A 20286-nucleotide genomic window follows, 5' to 3' on the forward strand; every position below is an offset into this window, starting at 1 on the left:
GCCTTACAACCCTGAGAGGGATTGACGCATAGTGCTCGACGTCAACTTCTTCGACGAGCTCCGGATCGGTCTGGCCACCGCTGACGACATCCGTCAGTGGAGCCACGGCGAGGTCAAGAAGCCGGAGACCATCAACTACCGCACCCTGAAGCCCGAGAAGGACGGACTCTTCTGCGAGAAGATCTTCGGTCCGACCCGGGACTGGGAGTGCTACTGCGGCAAGTACAAGCGTGTCCGCTTCAAGGGCATCATCTGCGAGCGGTGTGGCGTCGAGGTCACCCGCGCCAAGGTGCGCCGCGAGCGGATGGGCCACATCGAGCTCGCCGCTCCCGTCACCCACATCTGGTACTTCAAGGGCGTCCCGTCGCGCCTTGGCTACCTGCTCGACCTCGCCCCGAAGGACCTCGAGAAGGTCATCTACTTCGCGGCGTACATGATCACGTTCGTCGACGACGAGCGTCGTACGCGTGACCTGCCCTCGCTGGAGGCGCACGTCTCCGTCGAGCGTCAGCAGATCGAGAACCGTCGCGACTCCGACCTGGAGAACCGCGCGAAGAAGCTCGAGAACGACCTCGCCGAGCTTGAGGCCGAGGGCGCCAAGGCCGACGTGCGCCGCAAGGTGCGCGAGGGTGCCGAGCGTGAGATGAAGCAGCTGCGCGACCGCGCGCAGCGCGAGATCGACCGCCTGGACGAGGTCTGGACCCGCTTCAAGAACCTCAAGGTCCAGGACCTGGAGGGCGACGAGCTCCTCTACCGCGAGCTGCGTGACCGCTTCGGCACGTACTTCGACGGCTCGATGGGTGCCGCGGCGCTGCAGAAGCGCCTGGAGTCCTTCGACCTGGAGGAGGAGGCCGAGCGCCTCCGCGAGATCATCCGTACCGGCAAGGGCCAGAAGAAGACCCGTGCGCTCAAGCGCCTCAAGGTCGTCTCCGCGTTCCTGCAGACCAGCAACAAGCCCAACGGCATGGTGCTCGACTGCGTGCCGGTCATCCCGCCGGACCTGCGTCCGATGGTGCAGCTGGACGGTGGCCGCTTCGCGACCTCCGACCTGAACGACCTGTACCGCCGCGTGATCAACCGCAACAACCGTCTGAAGCGTCTGCTCGACCTCGGTGCCCCCGAGATCATCGTGAACAACGAGAAGCGGATGCTCCAGGAGGCGGTCGACGCCCTCTTCGACAACGGCCGTCGCGGTCGCCCGGTGACGGGCCCCGGCAACCGTCCGCTGAAGTCCCTCAGCGACATGCTGAAGGGCAAGCAGGGTCGATTCCGTCAGAACCTGCTCGGCAAGCGTGTGGACTACTCCGCGCGTTCCGTCATCGTCGTCGGCCCGCAGCTCAAGCTGCACCAGTGCGGTCTGCCGAAGGCCATGGCGCTGGAGCTCTTCAAGCCGTTCGTGATGAAGCGCCTGGTGGACCTGAACCACGCGCAGAACATCAAGTCGGCGAAGCGCATGGTCGAGCGCGGCCGCACGGTCGTGTACGACGTCCTCGAAGAGGTCATCGCCGAGCACCCGGTGCTGCTGAACCGTGCGCCCACGCTGCACCGTCTCGGCATCCAGGCGTTCGAGCCGCAGCTCGTCGAGGGCAAGGCCATCCAGATCCACCCGCTCGTCTGCACCGCGTTCAACGCGGACTTCGACGGTGACCAGATGGCCGTGCACCTGCCGCTCTCCGCGGAGGCGCAGGCCGAGGCCCGCATCCTGATGCTGTCCTCGAACAACATCCTCAAGCCCGCCGACGGCCGTCCGGTGACGATGCCGACCCAGGACATGGTCCTCGGTCTGTTCTTCCTCACCACCGACGGTGAGCTCCGTGACACCAAGGGCGAGGGCCGCGCGTTCGGCTCCACGGCCGAGGCGATCATGGCGTTCGACGCCGGCGAGCTGGCGCTGCAGTCCCCGATCGACATCCGCTTCCCGATCGGCACCGTCCCGCCGCGCGGCTGGGTTCCCCCGGTCGCCGAGGAGGGCGAGCCGGAGTGGCAGCAGGGCGACTCGTTCCGCATCCGGACGACCCTGGGCCGCGCGCTCTTCAACGAGCTGCTGCCCGAGGACTACCCGTTCGTCGACTACTCGGTGGGCAAGAAGCAGCTCGGCGAGATCGTCAACGACCTCGCGGAGCGCTACCCCAAGGTCATCGTGGCGGCGACGCTCGACAACCTGAAGTCGGCGGGCTTCTACTGGGGCACCCGTTCCGGCGTCACCGTGGCCATCTCCGACATCGTCGTTCCCGAGGCGAAGAAGGAGATCGTCAAGGGCTACGAGGCGCAGGACGAGAAGGTCCAGAAGCAGTACGAGCGCGGCCTGATCACCAAGGAAGAGCGCACGCAGGAGCTCATCGCGATCTGGACCAAGGCGACCAACGAGGTCTCCGAGGCGATGAACGCGAACTTCCCCAAGACGAACCCCATCTTCATGATGGTTGACTCGGGTGCCCGAGGAAACATGATGCAGATGCGGCAGATCGCCGGTATGCGTGGTCTGGTGTCGAACGCGAAGAACGAGACCATCCCGCGTCCCATCAAGGCGTCCTTCCGTGAGGGTCTCTCCGTCCTCGAGTACTTCATCTCGACGCACGGTGCCCGTAAGGGTCTCGCCGACACCGCCCTGCGTACCGCCGACTCGGGTTACCTGACCCGTCGTCTGGTGGACGTCTCGCAGGACGTGATCATCCGCGAGGAGGACTGCGGCACCGAGCGCGGTCTGAAGCTGAAGATCGCCGAGCGCGGCGCCGACGGCACCCTGCGCAAGACGGACGACGTCGAGACCTCCGTGTACGCGCGGATGCTCGCCGAGGACGTCGTCGTGGACGGCAAGGTCATCGCGCCGGCCAACGTGGACCTGGGCGACGTGCTCATCGACGCGCTGGTCAACGCGGGTGTCGAGGAGGTCAAGACCCGCTCGGTCCTGACCTGTGAGTCGGCCGTCGGCACCTGTGCCTTCTGCTACGGCCGCTCGCTGGCCACCGGCAAGCTGGTCGACATCGGTGAGGCGGTCGGCATCATCGCCGCCCAGTCCATCGGTGAGCCCGGTACCCAGCTGACGATGCGTACCTTCCACACCGGTGGTGTGGCCGGTGACGACATCACCCAGGGTCTGCCCCGTGTCGTCGAGCTCTTCGAGGCCCGGCAGCCGAAGGGTGTCGCCCCGATCTCCGAGGCGGCCGGTCGCGTCCGCATCGAGGAGACCGAGAAGACCAAGAAGATCGTCATCACCCCGGACGACGGCACCGACGAGACGGCGTTCCCGATCTCGAAGCGCGCCCGTCTGCTCGTGGGCGAGGGCGACCACGTCGAGGTGGGCCAGAAGCTCACCGTGGGTGCCACCAACCCGCACGACGTGCTGCGCATTCTGGGCCAGCGTGCCGTCCAGGTCCACCTGGTCGGCGAGGTCCAGAAGGTCTACAACTCGCAGGGTGTGTCGATCCACGACAAGCACATCGAGATCATCATCCGGCAGATGCTGCGCCGCGTGACGATCATCGAGTCGGGCGACGCGGAGCTGCTGCCCGGCGAGCTGGTCGAGCGTTCGAAGTTCGAGACCGAGAACCGTCGTGTGGTCCAGGAAGGCGGCCACCCGGCCTCCGGCCGTCCGCAGCTGATGGGTATCACCAAGGCGTCGCTGGCGACGGAGTCCTGGCTGTCGGCCGCCTCCTTCCAGGAGACGACCCGAGTCCTGACGGATGCGGCGATCAACGCCAAGTCCGACAGCCTCATCGGCCTCAAGGAGAACGTCATCATCGGTAAGCTCATCCCGGCCGGTACGGGTCTGTCCCGCTACCGCAACATCCGGGTGGAGCCGACCGAGGAGGCCAAGGCCGCGATGTACTCGGCCGTCGGCTACGACGACATCGACTACTCGCCGTTCGGCACCGGCTCCGGCCAGGCCGTTCCGCTGGAGGACTACGACTACGGTCCGTACAACCAGTAAGCGAGTCGCCTGACCGAAGGGCGGTCACCCCGCGAGGGGTGGCCGCCCTTCGGCGTTCCCGGGTACGGGCGCGGGGTCAGCGCGCGGTCATCTCCCAGGCGGCGACGGCGACCGTGGCCACCGCGGCGAGGGCGCCGATGCTGGCGAGCGGCCAGCGGGAGCGCTCCAGCGCGTCGAGCCGGGCCTCGTGGTCGGCGAGCTGCTTGTCGGTCTGGTCGCTGCGCTGCACCAGCAGGGCGAGCGAGCCGTCGACGCGGGCGAAGCCGGCCTCCAGGGTGCCGCGCAGCCGCTCCAGTTCGAGCGCGACGGCGACCGGGTCGTTCGGGTCAGCCTCGGTCATCTGCCGCCTCCGCCCCGGGCAGCGGCTGCCGGTCGACGCGCAGCCAGGACGGCAGCAGCGCCTGGAGCGCCGGGACGGCCATCACACGGGTGAGGGCGCCCGCGGCGGCCAGGGCCCCGGCGACCCAGGGGAGGGTGGCGGGGATGCCGGAGGCGTCGACCAGGGCCGGCAGCAGTACGGCGATGCCGACGGCGGTCTGCAGCACGGTGCGGGCCGTGCGCTTGGCGGCTTCGGACATGGGTGGTTCTCCTTGCGTGGGGGTTCGGTGCGGGGGCTTACCGGACGTACGGGACCTTGAGGGCGTTCCAGGAGGCGGCGCCGGGCCAGCCGTCGGCGTCGGTGCCGGAGAAGCCGAGCTTGCGCTGCCAGGCGGCGTACGACTGGCGGTCGGCCTCGGACCAGCGCGGGCTCGGGCCGGACACGTACCGGCCGCAGCCCTCCGCCACCAGCCGGCGGCCCATCGCGGTGACGACGGCGGAGCTCGGCGTGGTCTTGAAGAAGGCGGTCCCGGGGAACGGCTGGTAGCGCGGCGCGGCGGGCTTGGGCGGGACCGGCCGGGCGGTCGGCGCGGAGCCGAGGCGCTGCTGGACGCGCCCGCGCATGACCGGCATCCCGAAGCCGCGGGGGTCGTTCTTCCAGTCGGACCACTCGGAGTGGCCGATGACGGACTTGGCGCCCCAGCCGTGGGCCCGGCACAGCGCGGCCGAGACCCGCTCGATGGCTTCGAGCTGGGCGGTCGGCCACGGGTCGGTGCCGTTGCCGAGGTTGACGCACTCGAAGCCGTAGAAGCGGGCGTTTCCGTCGACGGCGCCGGGGCTGCCCTGGTGGGCGCGCGGGACCGGCGGGCGGTCCCCGTAGGTCTCGGTGATCACGGCCTGGAGGACGGACGGGTCGCCGCCGCCCGCGTGGTTGGCGCGCCCGCTGGCGACCAGGTGGACGGAGCCGTCCTTGGCGATGACGCCGTGGCAGAGCGGGCCCGGCAGGCCGGCGTAGCCGTCGTAGCAGAGCGAGACGGTGTTCTCGGTGCCGCTGGAGACGGTGTGGTGGATCATCACGCCGACGACCGGGCCCCAGGCGCCGTGCCCGTCGCGGTTGTGGGTGCGCCAGCCGTCGTGTTCGACGACGGTGACGCCTTCGGCGCGGAGCGCGGCGAGGAACCGGTCCGCGGGGAGGGGAGTGGCCATCTGTGTCCTCCGGACATGCGAAAACCCCGGCCGGAGCGGCTCGGGGCGTGGACGTACAGGGGCGGGCGCGGCCCGCGGGCTGGGGGCGCCGGGGCTACGGCGCCGGGTTCTCCGCGGCCGGCGGCGCGGGGGTCTCGGGCGCGGGCGGGGCCGGGACCCAGACGGCGCAGAGCGCGGCGGCGGCCGAGCGGCGGGCCTCGAAGTCGGCGAGGGCGTCGGCGACGGCCCGCTCGACGGCGGTCGGGTCGGGCTGGGCGGGCGCGCCGTTCTGGGCCTGGACGATCACGAGCCCGGAGCCGCGCAGCACGGCGTCGCGCTCGCCGCGCTCGGAGAGCTCGGCGGAGACGTACACCGCCGGGTACTGGCCGGTGACCGGGTCGCGCTCCAGGGTGTGGCCGAAGCTGTTGTCGTAGACCCGGATGTTGAGGGTGTGGCCGTTCTCCTCGACCGTGGCGCGGCCCGCGTAGTCGATGGCGAGGCCCCAGGGCTGGGTGGGGTCGATGGTCATGGGTGCTCCTGGTGGGGTGGGAACGGGATCAGGTCTGCGCGCCGTGGATGAGCACGGTCTGGGCGTAGACGGTGCCGCCGGTGGCGAGCGCCTGGACCTCGATGTTCATCGTCTGGCCGAAGCGGGTCTTCATGTCGCCGGGCAGCAGGCCGAGGTGGTCGAAGGTGGTGCCCGCGGTGACGGTGGGCCCGAACTGCACGGTGTCGACGAGGACCCGGACCTGGCCGGTGGCGCCGGCCGAGGCGGCCGTGCTCACGGCGATGCGCATCTTCGGCTGCCAGATCGGGTTGGCGCAGCGGGCGATGGTGGTGAAGGCGCCGCTGGTGGTGGAGGGCCACTTGGCGGTGTCGGTCGGCAGCGGCGGCATCAGCTGGAGCCAGGGCCGGGCGAGGCCGCCGGTCATGATGTCGTCGGCGAAGATCTCGTGGTTGTAGCCGTCGAAGATGCGGAACAGCGGACGGTTGATCGTCACGCTGCCGTCCTGGGTCGGCGGCCGGAACTCGTTGACGGCCGGGCGGGTGTTGACGGCGGTCGACAGCGCCTTGATCCGGCTCTCCATCTGGTTGAGCCGGTCGATGATGTCCTCGGGCAGCTGGGGCATCATGCCTCCTCGAGGTAGAGCTGGGCGGTGTCGGGCCGGCCGCGCTCGGGTGGGGTGATCTTGACGCCGATGATCCGGTAGCGGGCGTCGAGACCGGTGGAGTACCACTCGTCGGTGATCCGGATCCGGGCGACCCGGCCGAGCAGCTGGGGCGGCACGATGCCGCCGAGGTGGATGCTGACCTCGGGGATGACGACGGCGCCGCGGGCCTCGCCGAGTTCGGCGGCGGCCAGCGAGTCGAGGGTGAGCTGGTCGCCGACCTCGTTGTGGTCGGAGGACAGGTCGATGACCGGCCAGCCGTCGGCGAGGAGGTCGGTGGCGCGCTGCTCGGTGGAGAGGACCGGCCGGGACTCGGCGGCGGCGTTGTTGTTGACGGAGGCGCCGCGGGCCACGGCGGTGGTGCCGCCGCGGGTGGCGTCGTACGGGAAGGAGTACGACAGGATGACGCCGGGCCGGTCGAAGACCAGGTCGGTGGCGCCGGTGCGGATCTTGGGCGAGCCGAGCCGGAGCTGGCGGACGCGCTCGCCGCTGACCGGGTCGCGGTAGACGAGGATCTGGTGCTCGAAGCCGTTCTGGGTGGCGCCGAGCTGGTCCAGGGCCTCCAGGTAGACGGTCTCGTCGCCGTTGCGCCAGCTCGCCGTCTTCAGGACGTCGGACTTCTCCTCGCCGAGGGTGAGCCGGAAGCAGGCGCCGCTGCCGGTCATCTCGCTCCACAGCCGGCGGGCGATGGTGAGCTGGTCGGTGGGGACGTCGTACTTGATCTCGGTACGGATCCGGCGGCGGCTCGCGTACGAGTCGAAGGTCGCCGCCTGGAGCGCCAGGGTCAGCACCCCTCGGCCGCTGGACTGGAGGGTGGTGGTCCAGACGATGCCGCCCCACCACAGGTCGCCGCCGCGCTCCAGATAGACGGCGGTGCGGCCCTCGCGGACCTTCTTGACGCGGTCGGCGATGTCCTTGTTGGGGATGGGGATGGTGCCGGAGAGCGAGCCGGCCTTGCCGATGAAGTCGTCGAAGGAGACGTCGCGCAGCGGCAGGATGTCGATGGTCTGGTCGGTGATCAGGTCGCAGAAGATGGCCCGGTAGGGCGTGTCGAGTGCCATGGCGGGCCTCCTTACAGGACGTAGGTGGCGGAGATGCGGATGGCGCGGCCCGCGGCGAGCTGGCCGTTGGGGGACCAGGTGCGCAGGTCGATCTGGCCGTTGGTGGAGATGTAGGCGCCGCCGTTGCCGAAGCCGTCGCAGGCGGCGGCCTCGAAGGAGATGGCGGGGCGCAGGTTGACGGGCAGCACGCACACCGACTCGTCGCTGATCTGGCCGGTGTTGTCGGCGGTGACGGTGGGGCCGGTGCGGGTGACCGTGACCGACACGGAGCACAGGCCGCTCTTGGTGCGGCGGGCGAAGAGCGAGCTCACCGACCAGTTGGGCAGCGCGCCGGCGCCGGTGGTGACGGTCTCGTTCTCCAGCGGGGGCTGGTAGTTGGCCCAGGCGGAGCCGGTCCAGCGCTGGAGGTTGCCGCCGTTGTCGCGGTACTGCCCGGTGTACGAGCCGGTGGAGAGGGCGCCGCTGGGGGCGACGCCGCCGAGCTCCCTCGGGTAGCCGACCCAGGCGGTGCCGTCCCAGCGCTGGAGGTAGTGCGCGTTCTCGTTGTCCTGGTACTGGCCCGGGTAGGAGCCGGGCACCGCGCCGTTGTTGTAGACCGGCAGGATGCCGCCGGTCGCGACGATCGTCTGGCGCAGGTCGGTGGAGGCGTTGCCGGCCCAGTCGATGCCGCCGGTACCGGCCGAGGCGCCCTTGCGGACCAGTACGGAGAAGAGGACCAGCGAGCGGGCGGGCGCGGCCGGCGCGACCGGGGTGGCGGCCGGGGTGCCCTTGATGATCTCGACGGCCGCCTCGAACTTGCCGGAGGAGTCCACGTCGTTGTCGTAGACGCGGATGACGACCAGGTCGACGCGCGGGTTGAGCGGGTCGCCGTCGCCGAAGGTGATGGTCATGTCTGCGTCGAGGGCGACCGGGTAGTCGCCGCCCCCGCCGGTGCCCTGGATGACGGCCCGCCCGGCGTAGACGGTGGCCGTCATGGGGCCGGAGCTGCCCATCCACAGGCCGCCGACGCGGTACTTGCCGTCGACCGTGCCCGGCAGGACGCCGGAGCGGGACGAGAGGGGGTTGGCGGGGGTGGTGGCGCCGTTGCTGGTGAGGCGGGTGTGCGGTCGGGTCTGGCCGGTGGTCTGCAGCCAGCCGGTGCGTACGGGCATGGTCTCTCCTGGAGGCGGGTCGGTCGGGCGGCCGGGGCGGGTCGGGGCCGGGCCTAGTACTGCGGGGTGACCTGGATGAAGGTGTTGTCGAACCAGGCCCGCACGTTGGCGTTGCTGGTCCGGTAGTACGAGGTGACGGTGTAGCTGGCGCCCGGCGTCAGGTTGTAGAGGCGCTGGGTCGTCGCGACCGAGGCCGGGCCCGTCGGGTCGGCGGACTTGGAGGAGATCGCGGCCAGCTCGTCGTCGAGCTCGCGGACGAGGGTGGCGCCCTGGGTGACGCGGACGCACATGTACGCGGAGGAGGCGATGCCGGTGGAGCCGGAGTTGAGGCTGAGCTCCATGCGGGAGCCGAAGGTGAGGATGGCGGAGCGGCTCTCCGGCGCGGTGAAGGTGACCGCCAGCGGGTTCTCGGCGCGCTCGACCAGGGCGTTCACATAGGTCGTGGAGAGGGTGTAGCCCGCGTCCAGGGAGTCGTAGAAGTACGGACCCGGGTAGGCCGGGGCCCACTTGGCGCCGTCGTAGCGCTGCAGCGGACCGGCGGCGGTGGCCCGGTACTGGCCGGTGTAGCTGCCGTTGTCCATGGGCGCCGAGGTCGGCACGATGCCGCCGACGGCCTCCGGGTAGGCGACCCACTTGCCGCCGTCCCAGCGCTGGAACTGGTTGTTCGCCGTGTCCTGGTACTGGCCCGGGTAGGCGCCGCCCAGGACCGCGTTCTCGACCGGCAGGATGCCGCCGACCGAGACGACCGCGGTGCGCAGGTCCTTGAGGGAGGTGTTCCAGGGGATGCCGCCGTTGCCCGCGCTGGCGCCGGCCGGTACCAGCACCTCGTACAGCGGCAGGCTGCGCGCCGGGGCGGCGGCTGCCTTCGGGGTCTGGCCGGGCACGCCCTGGATGATCTCGATGACGGCCTCGTTGCGGGTGCCCTCGTAGAGCTTGTCGTAGACGCGCAGGACGACCAGGTCCACGCGGCCGTACTGGGCGTCGCCCGGGGCGAAGGTGACCTGCTCGGAGGTGGGCAGGGCGACCGGGTAGACGCCCTGCGAGATGTCGCCCTGGATGACGGCGCGGCCCTCGGAGACCGTGGCGGCCATCGCCGACGCGTTGGTCATCCAGAAGCCGGAGAGGCGGTACTGGCCGCTGTAGGAGCCGGGCAGGACGCCGGAGCGGACCTGGACCGGGTTGACCATGGTGGTCGCGCCGATCTGGGTGAGGCGGGTGTCCTCGCGGGTCTGGCCGGTCTCGGCGACCCAGCTGCTGCGCAGGTTCATGGGGTTCTCCCGTCGGGGGGTGTGGTGCGGAGGGAAGGCGGAAAGGAAGGGGCGGGCGGGGCGGGGGAGGCCGGCCGGCGGGGGCCGGTTACGCCTTGACCCACTCGGCCGTCAGGGTGCAGCCGTAGCCGGAGCCGCCCAGCGTCTTGATCGCGGCGGTGTGGTTGTGGAAGCCGGCGAGCTGGAGGGTGTCGCCCGTGACCAGCCGCAGCAGCCCGCCGCCGCCGACCGAGACGGCGCCGTTGCCGGCCGGGGTCAGCCAGGTCATCCGGGACTGCCCGACGCCGCTGACCAGCACCCTGGAGCCGCGCATCCCGGTCTGGCTGTCGTTCTGCCAGGTGACGTGGGCGTTGACCCGCCACCAGCCGGCGCGCGGGGCGACGAAGGTGTTGCTGCCGTTGAAGCCGCGCAGGTCGTCGACCTCGACCGTCGGCAGGTTGATCACGGTCCAGGTGTTGGGCTGGATCGTCTGCTGCTCGGACGCCTGCCACTGGGTGGCGCCGAACAGCACGGTGCCGGTGCCGTGCGAGAGCTGCCAGGCGTTGCCGTCCCAGCGCTGGAGGGTCACCCCGTTGTCGCGGTACTGGCCGACGTAGCTGCCGACGCCGACCGTGCTCGGCGCGAGGCCGCCGATCGCCTTCGGGTACGAGACCCAGGCGGTGCCGTCCCAGCGCTGGAGCATCCCGCTGGTGTCCCGGTACTGGCCGGGGTAGGCGCCGTTGAAGCCGCTGGCCGGGGAGATGCCGCCGAGCGCCGCCGTGTACCAGTACTGCGGGGTGACGCCGCCGGTGGTCCAGGCGATGCCGCCGGTGCCGCCGGAGACGCCCTTCGGCACCTTGATCTGGTACAGCGGCTGGGCGCTGCCGGGGCCCGGGGAGGGCGCGACCGGGACGGCCGCCGGGGTGCCCTTGACGAGCCGGATGACCGCGTCGGTGACCCCCGTCTTGTCGTACGTGTCGTCCAGGACGGCCAGCTCGATCAGGTCGATCCGGTCGAACTGCGGGTCGCCGTCGGCGATCGTGAGCGTCTCGGGGGAGATCGCGGCGACCAGGTAGGCGCCCTGGCGGGTGTCCTTGCCCTGGATGATCGCGCGGCCGGTGCCGATCGTGCACTGCATGGCGGCGGTGCCGGTCAGCACGAACCCGCCCGGCAGGATGCCGTGGCGGGAGCGCAGCGGGGTCTCCGCCGCGCTGGCGCCGGTGGGGGTCAGCAGGGCGGCGAGGGTCAGGCGGGTCTCTTCGCGCGTCTGGCCCGTGGGCTGGAGCCAGGATGCCTTCACGGTCATGGTGCGCTCCTCTCGTGAGGCGGGGGCGGGGGCTGGGGCGAGGCTTGGTGCGGGGGCCCGGCCGGGGGCTGGTGCGTGGGCGTGGGCCGGTGCGGCTTCGGGCGGGGTGCCTGCGGGTGGGGCCCGGTCACCACTCGGCGTTGCGCCAGCGGACCGTCATCAGGGCCTCCGGCGGGGCCGAGTCGGGGCGGAACGACAGCTCGGTGCGCCCCGGTTCGAGCAGGAAGAGCTCCTCGGGGCTGGAGTCAGCCATCGCGGTGTGGCGGCGGGAGGCGGAGTTGTTGAGCATGACCGTGCCGTTGGCGGTGTCCACGACCAGCTCGTCGCCGGCGGCGAGGTCGATCGCGTACCGCAGCCGGCGCTTGCTGGCCCGGTCGGTGACGGTCGGCATCGAGCAGGGGCCGCGGAAGACGATCACCGGGTGGGTGGGGGCCGAGCCGGTGTTCTCGATGACGGCGTCGCCGGTGGACTTGGCCTCGCCCCAGTTGAGCGGCCAGGTCAGCGGCCAGGTCAGGCCGGACTCCGGCTGCGGCGGGGTGGTGATGGCCGTCTGCTCGTTGACCGCGTAGCGGCGCGGGTCGGAGGTCAGCCACTGGATGGACATCTTCGAGCTGCCCTGGGTGGCGAAGCCCTGGTCGGCCGGGACCACCCGCTGGGCGATCCGGGCGCGTACGGCGAGCAGTTCGCCGTGCAGCCGGACGGTCAGCCAGCGCTCCTCGTCCAGCAGCGCGAGCGACTGGCGCAGGGCCCGCAGCGCCTCGGGGACGCCGTTGAACTCCGGCATCAGGATGACGGTGCCGGCGATCTTGCGGGGCTTGGCGTAGCGGGCGCCCGGCCAGGCGCCGTGCGAGGTGGGCCGGTCGGCGTCGGAGGAGTCGTACTCGGGCAGGTCCTCCCACCCCTGGAGCCCGGACCGGTCGACGGCGAACGGGGTGCCGGGCCCGATGAGGAACCCGGCCCACTGGATCTGCCCGTCCTGGGTGATCAGCGAGCCGGGTGCGAGGTCGGCGGTGTAGGAGTTTCCGGAGTAGGGGTTGGTGGTCTCGGCCATGGGGGCCGTCACCTCACTTCTGCGGGGGTGGGCGGGTGGAGGGCGTCAGACGTGGGCGGCCATGAGGAAGAGCAGGTCCTCGGCGGTCGCCCTGGGCCCGGCGCCCGGGTCCTCGTGGAAGTCCCGGATCCGGTGCGGCTGCCGCGGCGGCTCGGTGATCGCCGGGACCTGGCGGGACTCCAGGACGGTGAGCGGGTCGATGCGCGGCGCGGAGTCGGCGCCGGGGAAGACCACGCCGCCCTCGGCGAGCATGGGGATCTTGGGGATGTCGACGCCGAAGTGCTTGCCGAGGAAGTCGAAGCTCAGCTTGTTGAGGCCGTCGATGACCCAGTTGGCGAAGGCGATGAGGCCCTTGATGGGGGCCGACACCACGCCGCCGGCCGCGGTCAGCGCGCCCTTGATGAGCTCGCCGAAGCCCCGCATGGCCCCGCCGACGGCGGTGGTGGCGTTGCGGAAGAAGCCGGGGACCTGCTCGGTGAAGAAGGACAGCATCGGCTGGACCGAGGAGCGGATGCCGTTCATGGAGCCGGAGGCGATGCCCCGGAGGGCGTTGGAGGAGGACGAGACGGAGGACCCGGTGCCGGAGAAGCCGCCGACGGCGGCGCCGATGACGGCGAGGGCGGCGGTGATGACGGTGAGGTAGCCCCGGAAGTACGTCATGACGGCGCCGCCGACGAGCTCCATGACCGGCTGGAGGAACTTCCAGACCGACTCGAAGCCCTTGAGGGCCTGCTGCATGACCTGCTGCATGATCCGCTGGCCGGCCTCGCTGTTCATCGCGTACTCGATGAGCCAGGCGGCGACCGGGAGCAGGATGCCGACGAGGAAGCCGATCGGGTTGGCGCGCATGGCGAGGTTGACGGCCGTCATGACGACGGAGGCGACGGTCATGACCAGGCCGAACTTGTCCATCAGGCCGGTGACGATGTCGGTGATGGGCAGCAGCGGCAGCAGGATCGTGAGGATCCCGCCGAGCCCGGAGGCGAGCTTGCCGAAGGCGCCCTTGGCCTTGGCGGCCTTGTCGCCGAAGGATTTGACGCCGCGGGCGGGGGCGGCGTTGCCGAGCTTGTTGACGGAGCCCTGCGCGGACGTCGCGCTCTCGCCGAAGGAGCGGACCGAGGGGGTGGTGCCCTTCGCGTCCCGGCCGAGGGCGCCGACGCCCGAGGAGGCGCGCCGTACGGCATCGAGGATCCGCTGCGCGGCCTGTGCCGCCTGCTGGGCGCCGCGTCCCAGCGCGGTGAAGCCGGGTCCGGATCCGGCGAGCGGATTGAGGGCCGCGGCGGCACTCATCCGCGCGCCTTCGCCAGGTACATCAGCGCGTCTGCGGTGGACTGCGGGTCGCTGTTGCGGGCCGCGTGGTAGTTCTCGATGTGGAGCCCGACGCCGCCGCCCCGGCCGGACTGCGTCTGCGCCGACATGCGGGCGCGGCGGGCGGTGAGGGCGAGCAGCCGGTCCAGCTTGGAGAGCGGGAGGACGGCCTCGGCCTCGCCGGCCTCGGCGATGATGGCCGGGACGCCGCCGGCGCGCGGCATGACGACGCCACCGGTGGCGAGCATCGGGATGGTGGGCACGCTGACGCCGAAGGTCTTGCCGCCGACGAGGGGCACCCAGCCCGGGATGCTGACCTTGACCCGGTTGACGGCGCCGATCAGGCGGTTGATCAGGCCGATGATGCCGTTGATCGGGCCGGAGACGCCGCTCTTGATGCCGTTGAACGCCCGGGACGCGATGTCCTTGAGGCCGTTCCAGATGGACGACATCTTGTCCTTGACCGCCTGGAAGGCGCTGGGGATCGCGCTCTTGATCCAGTTCACCACGGGGGTGATGACGGCCTTGATGCCGTTCCAGACGGAGCTGATGACCGTCTTGATCGCCTTCATCACGGTGGTGATGACGGTCTTCCAGATGTTCACGTAGGTCTTGACGACGGTGGCGACCGCCTTGACCACGGTGGAGATGGCGCTCTTGATGCCGTTCCAGACCGTCTTGATCAGGGCGCCGGCACTCTTCATGATCGGGCCGATGGCCTTCATGACGGCGCTGATGACGACCTTGATGGCGTCGAACGCCTTCTTCATGATCGTCTGCATCGTCTTCGAGCGGGACGCCATCTCGACGATCTTCTCGATGAGCGGCATGAACAGCTCGATGAGGCGGGCCAGGAAGTTGCCCTTCATGGACTTGTTGAGCTTGTCCTGGCCCTTGGCGGCCTTGCCGGCGCCGGATTCGTACTTGCCCATCTTGGTGCCGGCCGACTGGGCGGTCTGACCGGCCTTCGCCATGGACTTCTCGGCCTGGTCGGAGGCCGTCTTGAGGTTCTTGAGCTCCTTGGCCGAGCTCTGGGCGGCGGACTTGATGCCGTTGACGCCGCGACCGGCCGAGGAGGCGCGCTGACCCAGGGTCTGCGCGGCGCGCTCGGCGTTGGACGTGGCCGTTCTGAACTGCTGCAGCGAGCCGTTGGCGTTCTTGAGGGAACTGACGAGGGACATGACTGTCCACCTCTGCTAGTGATGGGGAGGCTGGTCAGGACAGGGCACTCGCGAGCAGATCAACGCGGCGCTGGAGGAGGGTGACCTGGTTGGTCGTGCCCTGCAGCGCGGGGTTGGAGTCCATGTGGCGGATCTGCTGGCGGGTGGTGTTGTTCTGGGTGGAGAGCCGCCCGACCTTCTTCTCCAGCACGCCGATGCGCTTGTTGGAGTTCTGGATCTTGGTGTGAGCGCTGACGACCAGCTGCTGGAGGCGCCGGATCGCGGTCTCCGGCGATTCGCGTTCGCGGCGTTCGAGTTCGCGCTGGGACACCTTCCACAGGACGCCCCACCGGTTGCGCTCGAAGCCCTTGTTCGTGAAGAACTTCTCGATGGCCGGGTCGATGTTGAGGAACGGGGTGATCTCGAGCTTGAGGATCGTGAACGCGAAGGCCGCGCCGAGGATCTCGGGATCCTTCCACCACTGCCAGGTCTTGGACGCGGTCTCCTCTTTGACCCATGCCTGGGTGGCGACCTGTTCCTCGGTCGTGGTCTTGGTGAGGGCCGAGGTCCGGATCTCCGAGACCTTGGCGACGCCGGTCAGGGCCGAGGTGTCGGCCTTGCCGTTGAGGTTGGTGCGCAGGGTGTCGATCTGGCCTTGCAGTTTCTGGACGTCTTTGTCGTCCATGGGGGCTCCTTCCGTACCGGATGGGCGGTGACGGTGTGGGCGGGCGCGAGCGGATACGACGAAGCCCCCGCCGGTGGGACCGGCGGGGGCTTCGTCGTACGGGGGGAGGGGACTCCGCTCAGCGGGAGGGGGCCGGGCTCCGGCGGGCGGCGGCCCGGCGGCTTCGGAGGTGCACGACGACCGGCGGGAGGGCGCCGATCAGGAGCAGCGCCGACGCGCCGACCCAGTACCGGGGCTCCTGGCCGAGCGTCAGGCACACGGCGGCGCCGACGACGGCGCCCGCGGTCGGGATCAGTGCCATGCGCGAGGGCGGGAGCAGGTCGGTCAGGGAGGCCACGGCGAGGTGACCGACGACCAGGCCGGCCAGCGCCGCGATCCCGAACGCCTCGCCGCCGTCGGGGAGGCTGTAGCCCCGGTGGACCCGGACGAGGCCCAGGTGCACCCCTCCGGCGAGGCCCGTGAAGAAGGCGCTGCAGCCCAGCAGTCCGAGCAGTACCCGCCACCCCGTCTTGTTCATGGCGTGATCCTAGGAAACGCGGCGGAACTCGGCCAGGGCGTCGTTCCAGCCCGCTTTGTAGGCGTGGATCTCGCGAGCCGCGATCTCGGCGTCGAGGGTGGCGAGCAGTGTGCGCTTGTCGAGGGGACCGGGGCGCTGGAGCAACGAGTGGAGGCGTTCGTGAAGCGTGCTCTGGGTGGCGCTTCCCCCGGTCTGTGACGTCATGGTGCCCTGCCTTCCGGCTATCGAACGTACGTGCGAAGCATTGTCGAACATTGGTTCGAGTATGTCGAGCGAGAAGGGTACGACGGCGCGTCGGCCCGCCCCCGTCCGGCCGGGCCACGCCCGGAACGGAGCCTGTGTTCGAGCCGGGGTAATCTGGAGGACGCGTTCCCGGGCCTGACACAGCCGGGGAGCGACGGGGCGCGAGGGGCGCGCGGGGACCCCAGGGGGCTTGGAAGGCAGTGCTGACGCATGGATACGGAGCCGGGGGCTAGCCGGCAGGAGCGGTCCGTCGACTGGCTCGAGTCACACCCGGATCTGCCTCACCTCTTCGCCCGCCTCGCGGAACTGGTCCACCTGTCCGGCTACGCCCCGGAGGACCTCGTCATCATGCCCCGGACCGAAGTCGACCGCCGCGAGACCGCCGCCTTCACCGCGGGCTGGGCCGAGGCCGTCTCCGACGAACTCCCGAGGATCCGCCGCGAGTACGAGAAGCGGGTCGCCGACGCGTACGCCCAGGGGCAGGGGGACGCCCGCGGCATCCGCCGCCCGGAGCGGCGCACCGACCCGAACCCGGACGGCGCCCGGGTCATCACGCTGCCGTTCGCCCGGCTGATGGAACCGCCCGCCTCGCTCGTCGAGGCCGAGGAACGGGTGCGGCTGGAGCGCCGGTTGTTCGACCAGCAGGCCGAGCACACCTACGCCGAACAGCCCGGCCCCGGTACGGACCCCGAGCCCGGCCCCGTACGGGATCCGGGGCCCGGCCGCGAGCGCGGGGCGGGCGCCGGGGCGGAGCACGGCGCCGAGGAGGACCCGGAGACCGAGGCGACGCTCGGGGCGGAGGACGCGCCGGACACCGAGGCGGTGTCCGAAGGCGAGGCCGAGGCCGAGGACATGTCCGACGCCGGGGCCGACACCGGGGCCGGGTCCGAGTCCGAGTCCGAGGCCGCCGCCGGGCCGGCCGCCCGGCAGCGCCGCCCCCTCCGGGCCGCCCAGCCGGTGCGCAAGGTGGTGCGCGGCAAGGGCGGCCGGCCGATCGTGCCGCCGCTCACCAGCGTGCCCGGCCAGGACCGGCGCGGCGGCGAGCCGGGCGCGCCGGACGGGCGCCCGCGCGCGCGTGGGCGCCGCCTGTCCGACCGGGCCAGGGCCCTGGAACAGGAGCTGGGAGCCGAAGGAGCACAGGAAGCGCCCCCGGAGCCCGCTCCCTGACGGGAACGGGCACCGGGGGCCACGGGGGTGGACCGGCCTGAGGGGCGGCCGTCTGGTCCACTCCTGCGGTCAGCCGAAGAAGCGGGCGAGCTGGAAGGGCGAGAGCACGGCGGAGTCCGCCCCCTCGGCCCCGTCCGCGGACCGTCCCGACGGGTTCCCGTCCGGGTGCCCGTCGTCCTCACCCTCGTCCTCGTTCCTGACGCCGGGCCGGGGGATCGGCTGCGGCGGGTCGGGGGCCTCGTCGTCCTCGCCGGTGTTCACGGCGTGGAACATCCAGTTGGCGACGGCGAGATGGTCCACGGCGGCGGCCAGCAGATGGTCGGAGACCGACCACTCCGCGGATTCCCCGTGCACCTCGCGCTGGACGGCGGCGTCGTGCGGCAGGTGCCTGATCATGACCGTCAGACGCCTGCTGGACAGTTCTCCCCGATGCCAGTCGAGGAGATCCGTCCCGTAAAAGCGGAGCAGGTCCGCCTCAAGGGCCTCGGCGTGTTCGTCGACGAACTCGACGAGGCTCAGTCTTCCCCCAGGCCGAGCCCGGTCTCCTTGCCGTATGCCTCCAGGATGGCGGCGATGTCCTGCATCGTGAGGTCGTGTTCCTCGAAGCGGGCGTACTGCTCCTCACCCATGAGGAGTTCGAGCAGCCCGTCCACGTCGCTGTCGTCGAGCTGACGCAGGGCCTTCGCGGTCTTGCGCGAGAGCTCGGTGGGGAGCGTGTAGGACTCGCCGTCCAGCTCGAAGGACCAGGTGCGGCCGTGGGCCTCCAGGCGCTGGGCGCGGGCGGCGTTGACGTCGAAACGGGCCATGGTGTGCGTACTCCTTGTTCGCGTGGTGCGCGTGGGTGAAGAGCGGAGAGGGTGGGGCGGGACGGCACGCGGCCGTCCCGCCCCGGGTGGGGAAGGGTCCGCCGGATCAGACGGTCGCGGAGTACTGGTCGTCCTTCATCAGGAAGGACGCCAGCGGCTTGCCGTCACCGTTCGACATCGCGGTGAAGGTCACGCCCAGCTGGGACGCGGCCTTGCGGTTGAGCTTGATGTCGTCGGTGGCGGTCACCTGGCCGCGCGGGATGATGAAGCGGTACGTGACGGCGGTGGTGCCGCCCGCCTTGACGTCGGTGAACTCCAGGCCGAGGGCGCGGACGTCCGCGAACGGACGCTCGGCGATCTCGTACTTGTAGGTGCCGGTGGCCGGCGCCGGGTCGGCGTCCACCTTGCCGCCGCCCATGAAGAACGGCAGCGTGTCCTCGTTGAACTGGAGCAGCGAGAACTTCAGCGACAGGTCACGGGCCGAGTAGATGTAGTGCACGGGGGACACCGACTGCCACGAGTCGATGGCCTCCAGCTTGTCCTTCTTCGAGAACGTGACGCCGTCACCGGTGGTGAAGCCGAGGTTGGTCCAGGAGGACCAGTCGGCGGTGGCGTCCGCGCCGAAGTTCGGGGCGGCCGTGCCGACCTTGGCGACGTAGAGCTTGCCGCTGCCGGCGACGCGGATCTCGGCAGAGTTGTTTCCAGCCATGGTGGTGTTTCTCCTTGGATACAGAGGGGGTGGGGCGCCGCTCCGGTGGCCGGGGATCGGCTCCGGGTACGGCAAAGGCCCCGCTGGACGGTCCGGCGGGGCCTGGTCTGTGGGGAACGGCCGGAACGGGCCGTTCGGGGGTGGTGTCGGGGAGACCGGTGCGGTCTACAGGACGTCCAGGGAGAGGCGGATCACGCAGAGGTAGCGGTTCGCGCCCCGGTAGAGGTAGTCGGGCGTCCAGCGCGGCCCGTCCTGCTCCTCCACGTCGCTGACGTAGACCGTGCCGAGCTGCTTGCCGATGGTGGCGAGCAGCGCCCGGCGGGCCGCGTTGGCGGTGACGTGGGCCGCGGTCTTGTTCGGGCCGTAGACCTCGAACTCGATGAGCGGCTTGTCGACGTGCAGGTCGCCGATCCAGGCACCGCCGCGGCGGTTGACCAGGACGGCGTTCTGCGTGCCGTCGAAGCCGGCGGCGGCCTGGGCGGCGACCGTGACGCCGGCGAGCGCCGGGTCGGCCTTGAGGACGTCGACGACCAGCTTCTCGACGTCCGGGAACGCACTCGGGGGAGTGGTCATGACGGGTCTCCTCGAAGGAAGGCGGGAGGGGAGGGGCGGGCGGCGGTGCCGCCGGTGGTGCGGGTGGTGCGGGGTGCCGCCCGGGGGCGCTCGACGCGGGGAAGGGGCGGGGGGCGCGGAGCGCTCCCGGACGGCGAACGGCGAAGCCGCCGCCCGTCCTGCGGGCGCAGCTCCGCCGCTGCACCAACTGTGACAGAGAGCGTGCGCGCACGCAACTAGTTCGGTGACCGGTTTCGGATTCCCCGGCGGAAGGCCGTCTAGATTGGGCCGGACACACGACGTGGGACAGGGGAGGGACGGGCCATGAGCTGGTACGTGCTGGTGGAGACGACCGTGACGTCGAGCAGCGACGACCGCTGGGAACTGGTGAAGAAGATCCCCGTCGAGGGTGGGCGCGAGGCTGCCCTCGCCCATGCCGAGGAACTGAGCCGGACCTACCCGCCGACGGACCGGCCCGAGGAGTACGGACGCCTCGTGTTCCGCACCTCCCCGACACACTGGATCGTCGAGACGAGCCGCTCGTACTGGGCCGACGGCCGCGAACGCACCAGCACCCGCCATTTCCATCTCACCGCCGCCGAGCTGGAGTTCAGCCGGGAGGTCCCGCCCGCCGAGCGCCCCAGGAGCCGCTGGTCCCGGCGGTGAGCATCCGGCGGACCGGCCGCGGGCGGCGGTCGGTAGCGTGACCGCACCGGCCGG

At 71.0% G+C, this 20286-nt stretch carries 22 protein-coding genes; 3 read left to right on the forward strand and 19 right to left on the reverse strand.

Annotated elements, in window-relative coordinates; genetic code table 11:
* Nucleotides 1-31: 31 nt before the first annotated feature.
* Nucleotides 32-3931: a DNA-directed RNA polymerase subunit beta' gene (locus AB0C99_RS02720; RefSeq protein ID WP_362468492.1), complete on the forward strand. Its 3900-nt coding sequence runs from the start codon at nucleotides 32-34 to the stop codon at nucleotides 3929-3931.
* A 76-nt stretch (nucleotides 3932-4007) separates the two neighbouring features.
* Here AB0C99_RS02720 and AB0C99_RS02725 read toward each other — a convergent pair whose 3' ends face one another.
* The 15 genes from AB0C99_RS02725 to AB0C99_RS02795 all read right to left on the reverse strand — a co-directional run bounded on the left by AB0C99_RS02725 (nucleotide 4008) and on the right by AB0C99_RS02795 (nucleotide 16293).
* Nucleotides 4008-4271, reverse strand: a complete 264-nt coding sequence (locus tag AB0C99_RS02725) for a hypothetical protein (protein ID WP_362468494.1) — start codon at nucleotides 4269-4271, stop codon at nucleotides 4008-4010.
* Nucleotides 4258-4509 carry a hypothetical protein gene (locus AB0C99_RS02730; RefSeq protein ID WP_362468496.1) on the reverse strand — a complete coding sequence of 84 codons (252 nt, stop codon included), beginning with the start codon at nucleotides 4507-4509 and terminating at the stop codon, nucleotides 4258-4260. The genes AB0C99_RS02725 and AB0C99_RS02730 overlap by 14 nt, the downstream gene beginning before the upstream one ends.
* A 37-nt stretch (nucleotides 4510-4546) precedes the next feature.
* A complete protein-coding gene (locus tag AB0C99_RS02735; protein WP_362468498.1) occupies nucleotides 4547-5455 on the reverse strand; it encodes a peptidoglycan-binding protein in 909 nt (302 codons plus the stop codon).
* 94 nt (nucleotides 5456-5549) lie between these two features.
* Nucleotides 5550-5963: an ATP-binding protein gene (locus tag AB0C99_RS02740; RefSeq protein ID WP_362468500.1), complete on the reverse strand. Its 414-nt coding sequence runs from the start codon at nucleotides 5961-5963 to the stop codon at nucleotides 5550-5552.
* 28 nt (nucleotides 5964-5991) lie between these two features.
* Nucleotides 5992-6567, reverse strand: coding sequence for a hypothetical protein (locus AB0C99_RS02745; protein WP_362468502.1), 576 nt, complete (start codon nucleotides 6565-6567; stop codon nucleotides 5992-5994).
* Entirely contained in the window at nucleotides 6564-7664 is a 1101-nt protein-coding gene (locus AB0C99_RS02750) for a hypothetical protein (protein WP_362468504.1), read from the reverse strand. The genes AB0C99_RS02745 and AB0C99_RS02750 overlap by 4 nt, the downstream gene beginning before the upstream one ends.
* Nucleotides 7665-7675: 11 nt before the next feature.
* Nucleotides 7676-8815: a hypothetical protein gene (locus AB0C99_RS02755; RefSeq protein ID WP_362468506.1), complete on the reverse strand. Its 1140-nt coding sequence runs from the start codon at nucleotides 8813-8815 to the stop codon at nucleotides 7676-7678.
* A gap of 53 nt (nucleotides 8816-8868) precedes the next feature.
* Complete coding sequence (locus AB0C99_RS02760) at nucleotides 8869-10083, reverse strand: hypothetical protein (RefSeq protein WP_362468508.1); 1215 nt, start codon at nucleotides 10081-10083, stop codon at nucleotides 8869-8871.
* Nucleotides 10084-10171: 88 nt separating this feature from the next.
* The gene (locus AB0C99_RS02765) at nucleotides 10172-11368 is read right to left on the reverse strand and encodes a hypothetical protein (RefSeq protein WP_362468510.1); all 1197 of its coding nucleotides are present in this window, start codon (nucleotides 11366-11368) and stop codon (nucleotides 10172-10174) included.
* A 127-nt stretch (nucleotides 11369-11495) separates the two neighbouring features.
* Entirely contained in the window at nucleotides 11496-12419 is a 924-nt protein-coding gene (locus AB0C99_RS02770; RefSeq protein WP_362468512.1) for a phage tail protein, read from the reverse strand.
* A gap of 45 nt (nucleotides 12420-12464) precedes the next feature.
* A complete protein-coding gene (locus AB0C99_RS02775) occupies nucleotides 12465-13709 on the reverse strand; it encodes a tape-measure protein (RefSeq protein ID WP_362468514.1) in 1245 nt (414 codons plus the stop codon).
* Nucleotides 13706-14908 (reverse strand): phage tail protein, encoded by a 1203-nt coding sequence (locus AB0C99_RS02780; protein WP_362468516.1) that lies wholly within the window; start codon nucleotides 14906-14908, stop codon nucleotides 13706-13708. The genes AB0C99_RS02775 and AB0C99_RS02780 overlap by 4 nt, the downstream gene beginning before the upstream one ends.
* 34 nt (nucleotides 14909-14942) lie before the next feature.
* A complete protein-coding gene (locus AB0C99_RS02785; protein ID WP_362468518.1) occupies nucleotides 14943-15572 on the reverse strand; it encodes a hypothetical protein in 630 nt (209 codons plus the stop codon).
* A gap of 118 nt (nucleotides 15573-15690) precedes the next feature.
* Nucleotides 15691-16089: a hypothetical protein gene (locus tag AB0C99_RS02790; RefSeq protein ID WP_362468519.1), complete on the reverse strand. Its 399-nt coding sequence runs from the start codon at nucleotides 16087-16089 to the stop codon at nucleotides 15691-15693.
* Nucleotides 16090-16098: 9 nt separating this feature from the next.
* Nucleotides 16099-16293 (reverse strand): hypothetical protein, encoded by a 195-nt coding sequence (locus AB0C99_RS02795; protein WP_362468521.1) that lies wholly within the window; start codon nucleotides 16291-16293, stop codon nucleotides 16099-16101.
* Between the two features lie 249 nt (nucleotides 16294-16542).
* Between AB0C99_RS02795 and AB0C99_RS02800 the strand changes: the two genes are divergently transcribed.
* Complete coding sequence (locus tag AB0C99_RS02800; protein WP_362468523.1) at nucleotides 16543-17499, forward strand: hypothetical protein; 957 nt, start codon at nucleotides 16543-16545, stop codon at nucleotides 17497-17499.
* 69 nt (nucleotides 17500-17568) lie between these two features.
* Here AB0C99_RS02800 and AB0C99_RS02805 read toward each other — a convergent pair whose 3' ends face one another.
* The 4 genes from AB0C99_RS02805 to AB0C99_RS02820 form a co-directional block, all read right to left on the reverse strand.
* Nucleotides 17569-17895, reverse strand: a complete 327-nt coding sequence (locus AB0C99_RS02805; protein WP_362468525.1) for a hypothetical protein — start codon at nucleotides 17893-17895, stop codon at nucleotides 17569-17571.
* Nucleotides 17896-18014: 119 nt separating this feature from the next.
* Complete coding sequence (locus AB0C99_RS02810) at nucleotides 18015-18305, reverse strand: hypothetical protein (RefSeq protein ID WP_362468527.1); 291 nt, start codon at nucleotides 18303-18305, stop codon at nucleotides 18015-18017.
* A gap of 106 nt (nucleotides 18306-18411) precedes the next feature.
* Nucleotides 18412-19014: a phage tail protein gene (locus AB0C99_RS02815; RefSeq protein ID WP_362468529.1), complete on the reverse strand. Its 603-nt coding sequence runs from the start codon at nucleotides 19012-19014 to the stop codon at nucleotides 18412-18414.
* Nucleotides 19015-19179: 165 nt separating this feature from the next.
* A complete protein-coding gene (locus tag AB0C99_RS02820) occupies nucleotides 19180-19587 on the reverse strand; it encodes a hypothetical protein (RefSeq protein ID WP_362468531.1) in 408 nt (135 codons plus the stop codon).
* 303 nt (nucleotides 19588-19890) lie between these two features.
* On the opposite strand from AB0C99_RS02820, the gene AB0C99_RS02825 reads away from it, so the two are divergent.
* Nucleotides 19891-20232 (forward strand): hypothetical protein, encoded by a 342-nt coding sequence (locus AB0C99_RS02825; protein ID WP_362468532.1) that lies wholly within the window; start codon nucleotides 19891-19893, stop codon nucleotides 20230-20232.
* Nucleotides 20233-20286 lie beyond the last annotated feature (54 nt).

It is taken from the genome of Streptomyces sp. NPDC048659 (genome assembly GCF_040650575.1).
Lineage (GTDB): Bacteria > Actinomycetota > Actinomycetes > Streptomycetales > Streptomycetaceae > Streptomyces.

Coding starts and splice junctions, on each gene's coding strand:
- AB0C99_RS02725 (WP_362468494.1), bottom strand. CDS start 4,271: ATGACCGAGGCTGACCCGAACGACCCGGTCGCCGTCGCGCTCGAACTG.
- AB0C99_RS02730 (WP_362468496.1), bottom strand. CDS start 4,509: ATGTCCGAAGCCGCCAAGCGCACGGCCCGCACCGTGCTGCAGACCGCC.
- AB0C99_RS02735 (WP_362468498.1), bottom strand. CDS start 5,455: ATGGCCACTCCCCTCCCCGCGGACCGGTTCCTCGCCGCGCTCCGCGCC.
- AB0C99_RS02740 (WP_362468500.1), bottom strand. CDS start 5,963: ATGACCATCGACCCCACCCAGCCCTGGGGCCTCGCCATCGACTACGCG.
- AB0C99_RS02745 (WP_362468502.1), bottom strand. CDS start 6,567: ATGATGCCCCAGCTGCCCGAGGACATCATCGACCGGCTCAACCAGATG.
- AB0C99_RS02750 (WP_362468504.1), bottom strand. CDS start 7,664: ATGGCACTCGACACGCCCTACCGGGCCATCTTCTGCGACCTGATCACC.
- AB0C99_RS02755 (WP_362468506.1), bottom strand. CDS start 8,815: ATGCCCGTACGCACCGGCTGGCTGCAGACCACCGGCCAGACCCGACCG.
- AB0C99_RS02760 (WP_362468508.1), bottom strand. CDS start 10,083: ATGAACCTGCGCAGCAGCTGGGTCGCCGAGACCGGCCAGACCCGCGAG.
- AB0C99_RS02765 (WP_362468510.1), bottom strand. CDS start 11,368: ATGACCGTGAAGGCATCCTGGCTCCAGCCCACGGGCCAGACGCGCGAA.
- AB0C99_RS02770 (WP_362468512.1), bottom strand. CDS start 12,419: ATGGCCGAGACCACCAACCCCTACTCCGGAAACTCCTACACCGCCGAC.
- AB0C99_RS02775 (WP_362468514.1), bottom strand. CDS start 13,709: ATGAGTGCCGCCGCGGCCCTCAATCCGCTCGCCGGATCCGGACCCGGC.
- AB0C99_RS02780 (WP_362468516.1), bottom strand. CDS start 14,908: ATGTCCCTCGTCAGTTCCCTCAAGAACGCCAACGGCTCGCTGCAGCAG.
- AB0C99_RS02785 (WP_362468518.1), bottom strand. CDS start 15,572: ATGGACGACAAAGACGTCCAGAAACTGCAAGGCCAGATCGACACCCTG.
- AB0C99_RS02790 (WP_362468519.1), bottom strand. CDS start 16,089: ATGAACAAGACGGGGTGGCGGGTACTGCTCGGACTGCTGGGCTGCAGC.
- AB0C99_RS02795 (WP_362468521.1), bottom strand. CDS start 16,293: ATGACGTCACAGACCGGGGGAAGCGCCACCCAGAGCACGCTTCACGAA.
- AB0C99_RS02800 (WP_362468523.1), top strand. CDS start 16,543: ATGGATACGGAGCCGGGGGCTAGCCGGCAGGAGCGGTCCGTCGACTGG.
- AB0C99_RS02805 (WP_362468525.1), bottom strand. CDS start 17,895: ATGATCAGGCACCTGCCGCACGACGCCGCCGTCCAGCGCGAGGTGCAC.
- AB0C99_RS02810 (WP_362468527.1), bottom strand. CDS start 18,305: ATGGCCCGTTTCGACGTCAACGCCGCCCGCGCCCAGCGCCTGGAGGCC.
- AB0C99_RS02815 (WP_362468529.1), bottom strand. CDS start 19,014: ATGGCTGGAAACAACTCTGCCGAGATCCGCGTCGCCGGCAGCGGCAAG.
- AB0C99_RS02820 (WP_362468531.1), bottom strand. CDS start 19,587: ATGACCACTCCCCCGAGTGCGTTCCCGGACGTCGAGAAGCTGGTCGTC.
- AB0C99_RS02825 (WP_362468532.1), top strand. CDS start 19,891: ATGAGCTGGTACGTGCTGGTGGAGACGACCGTGACGTCGAGCAGCGAC.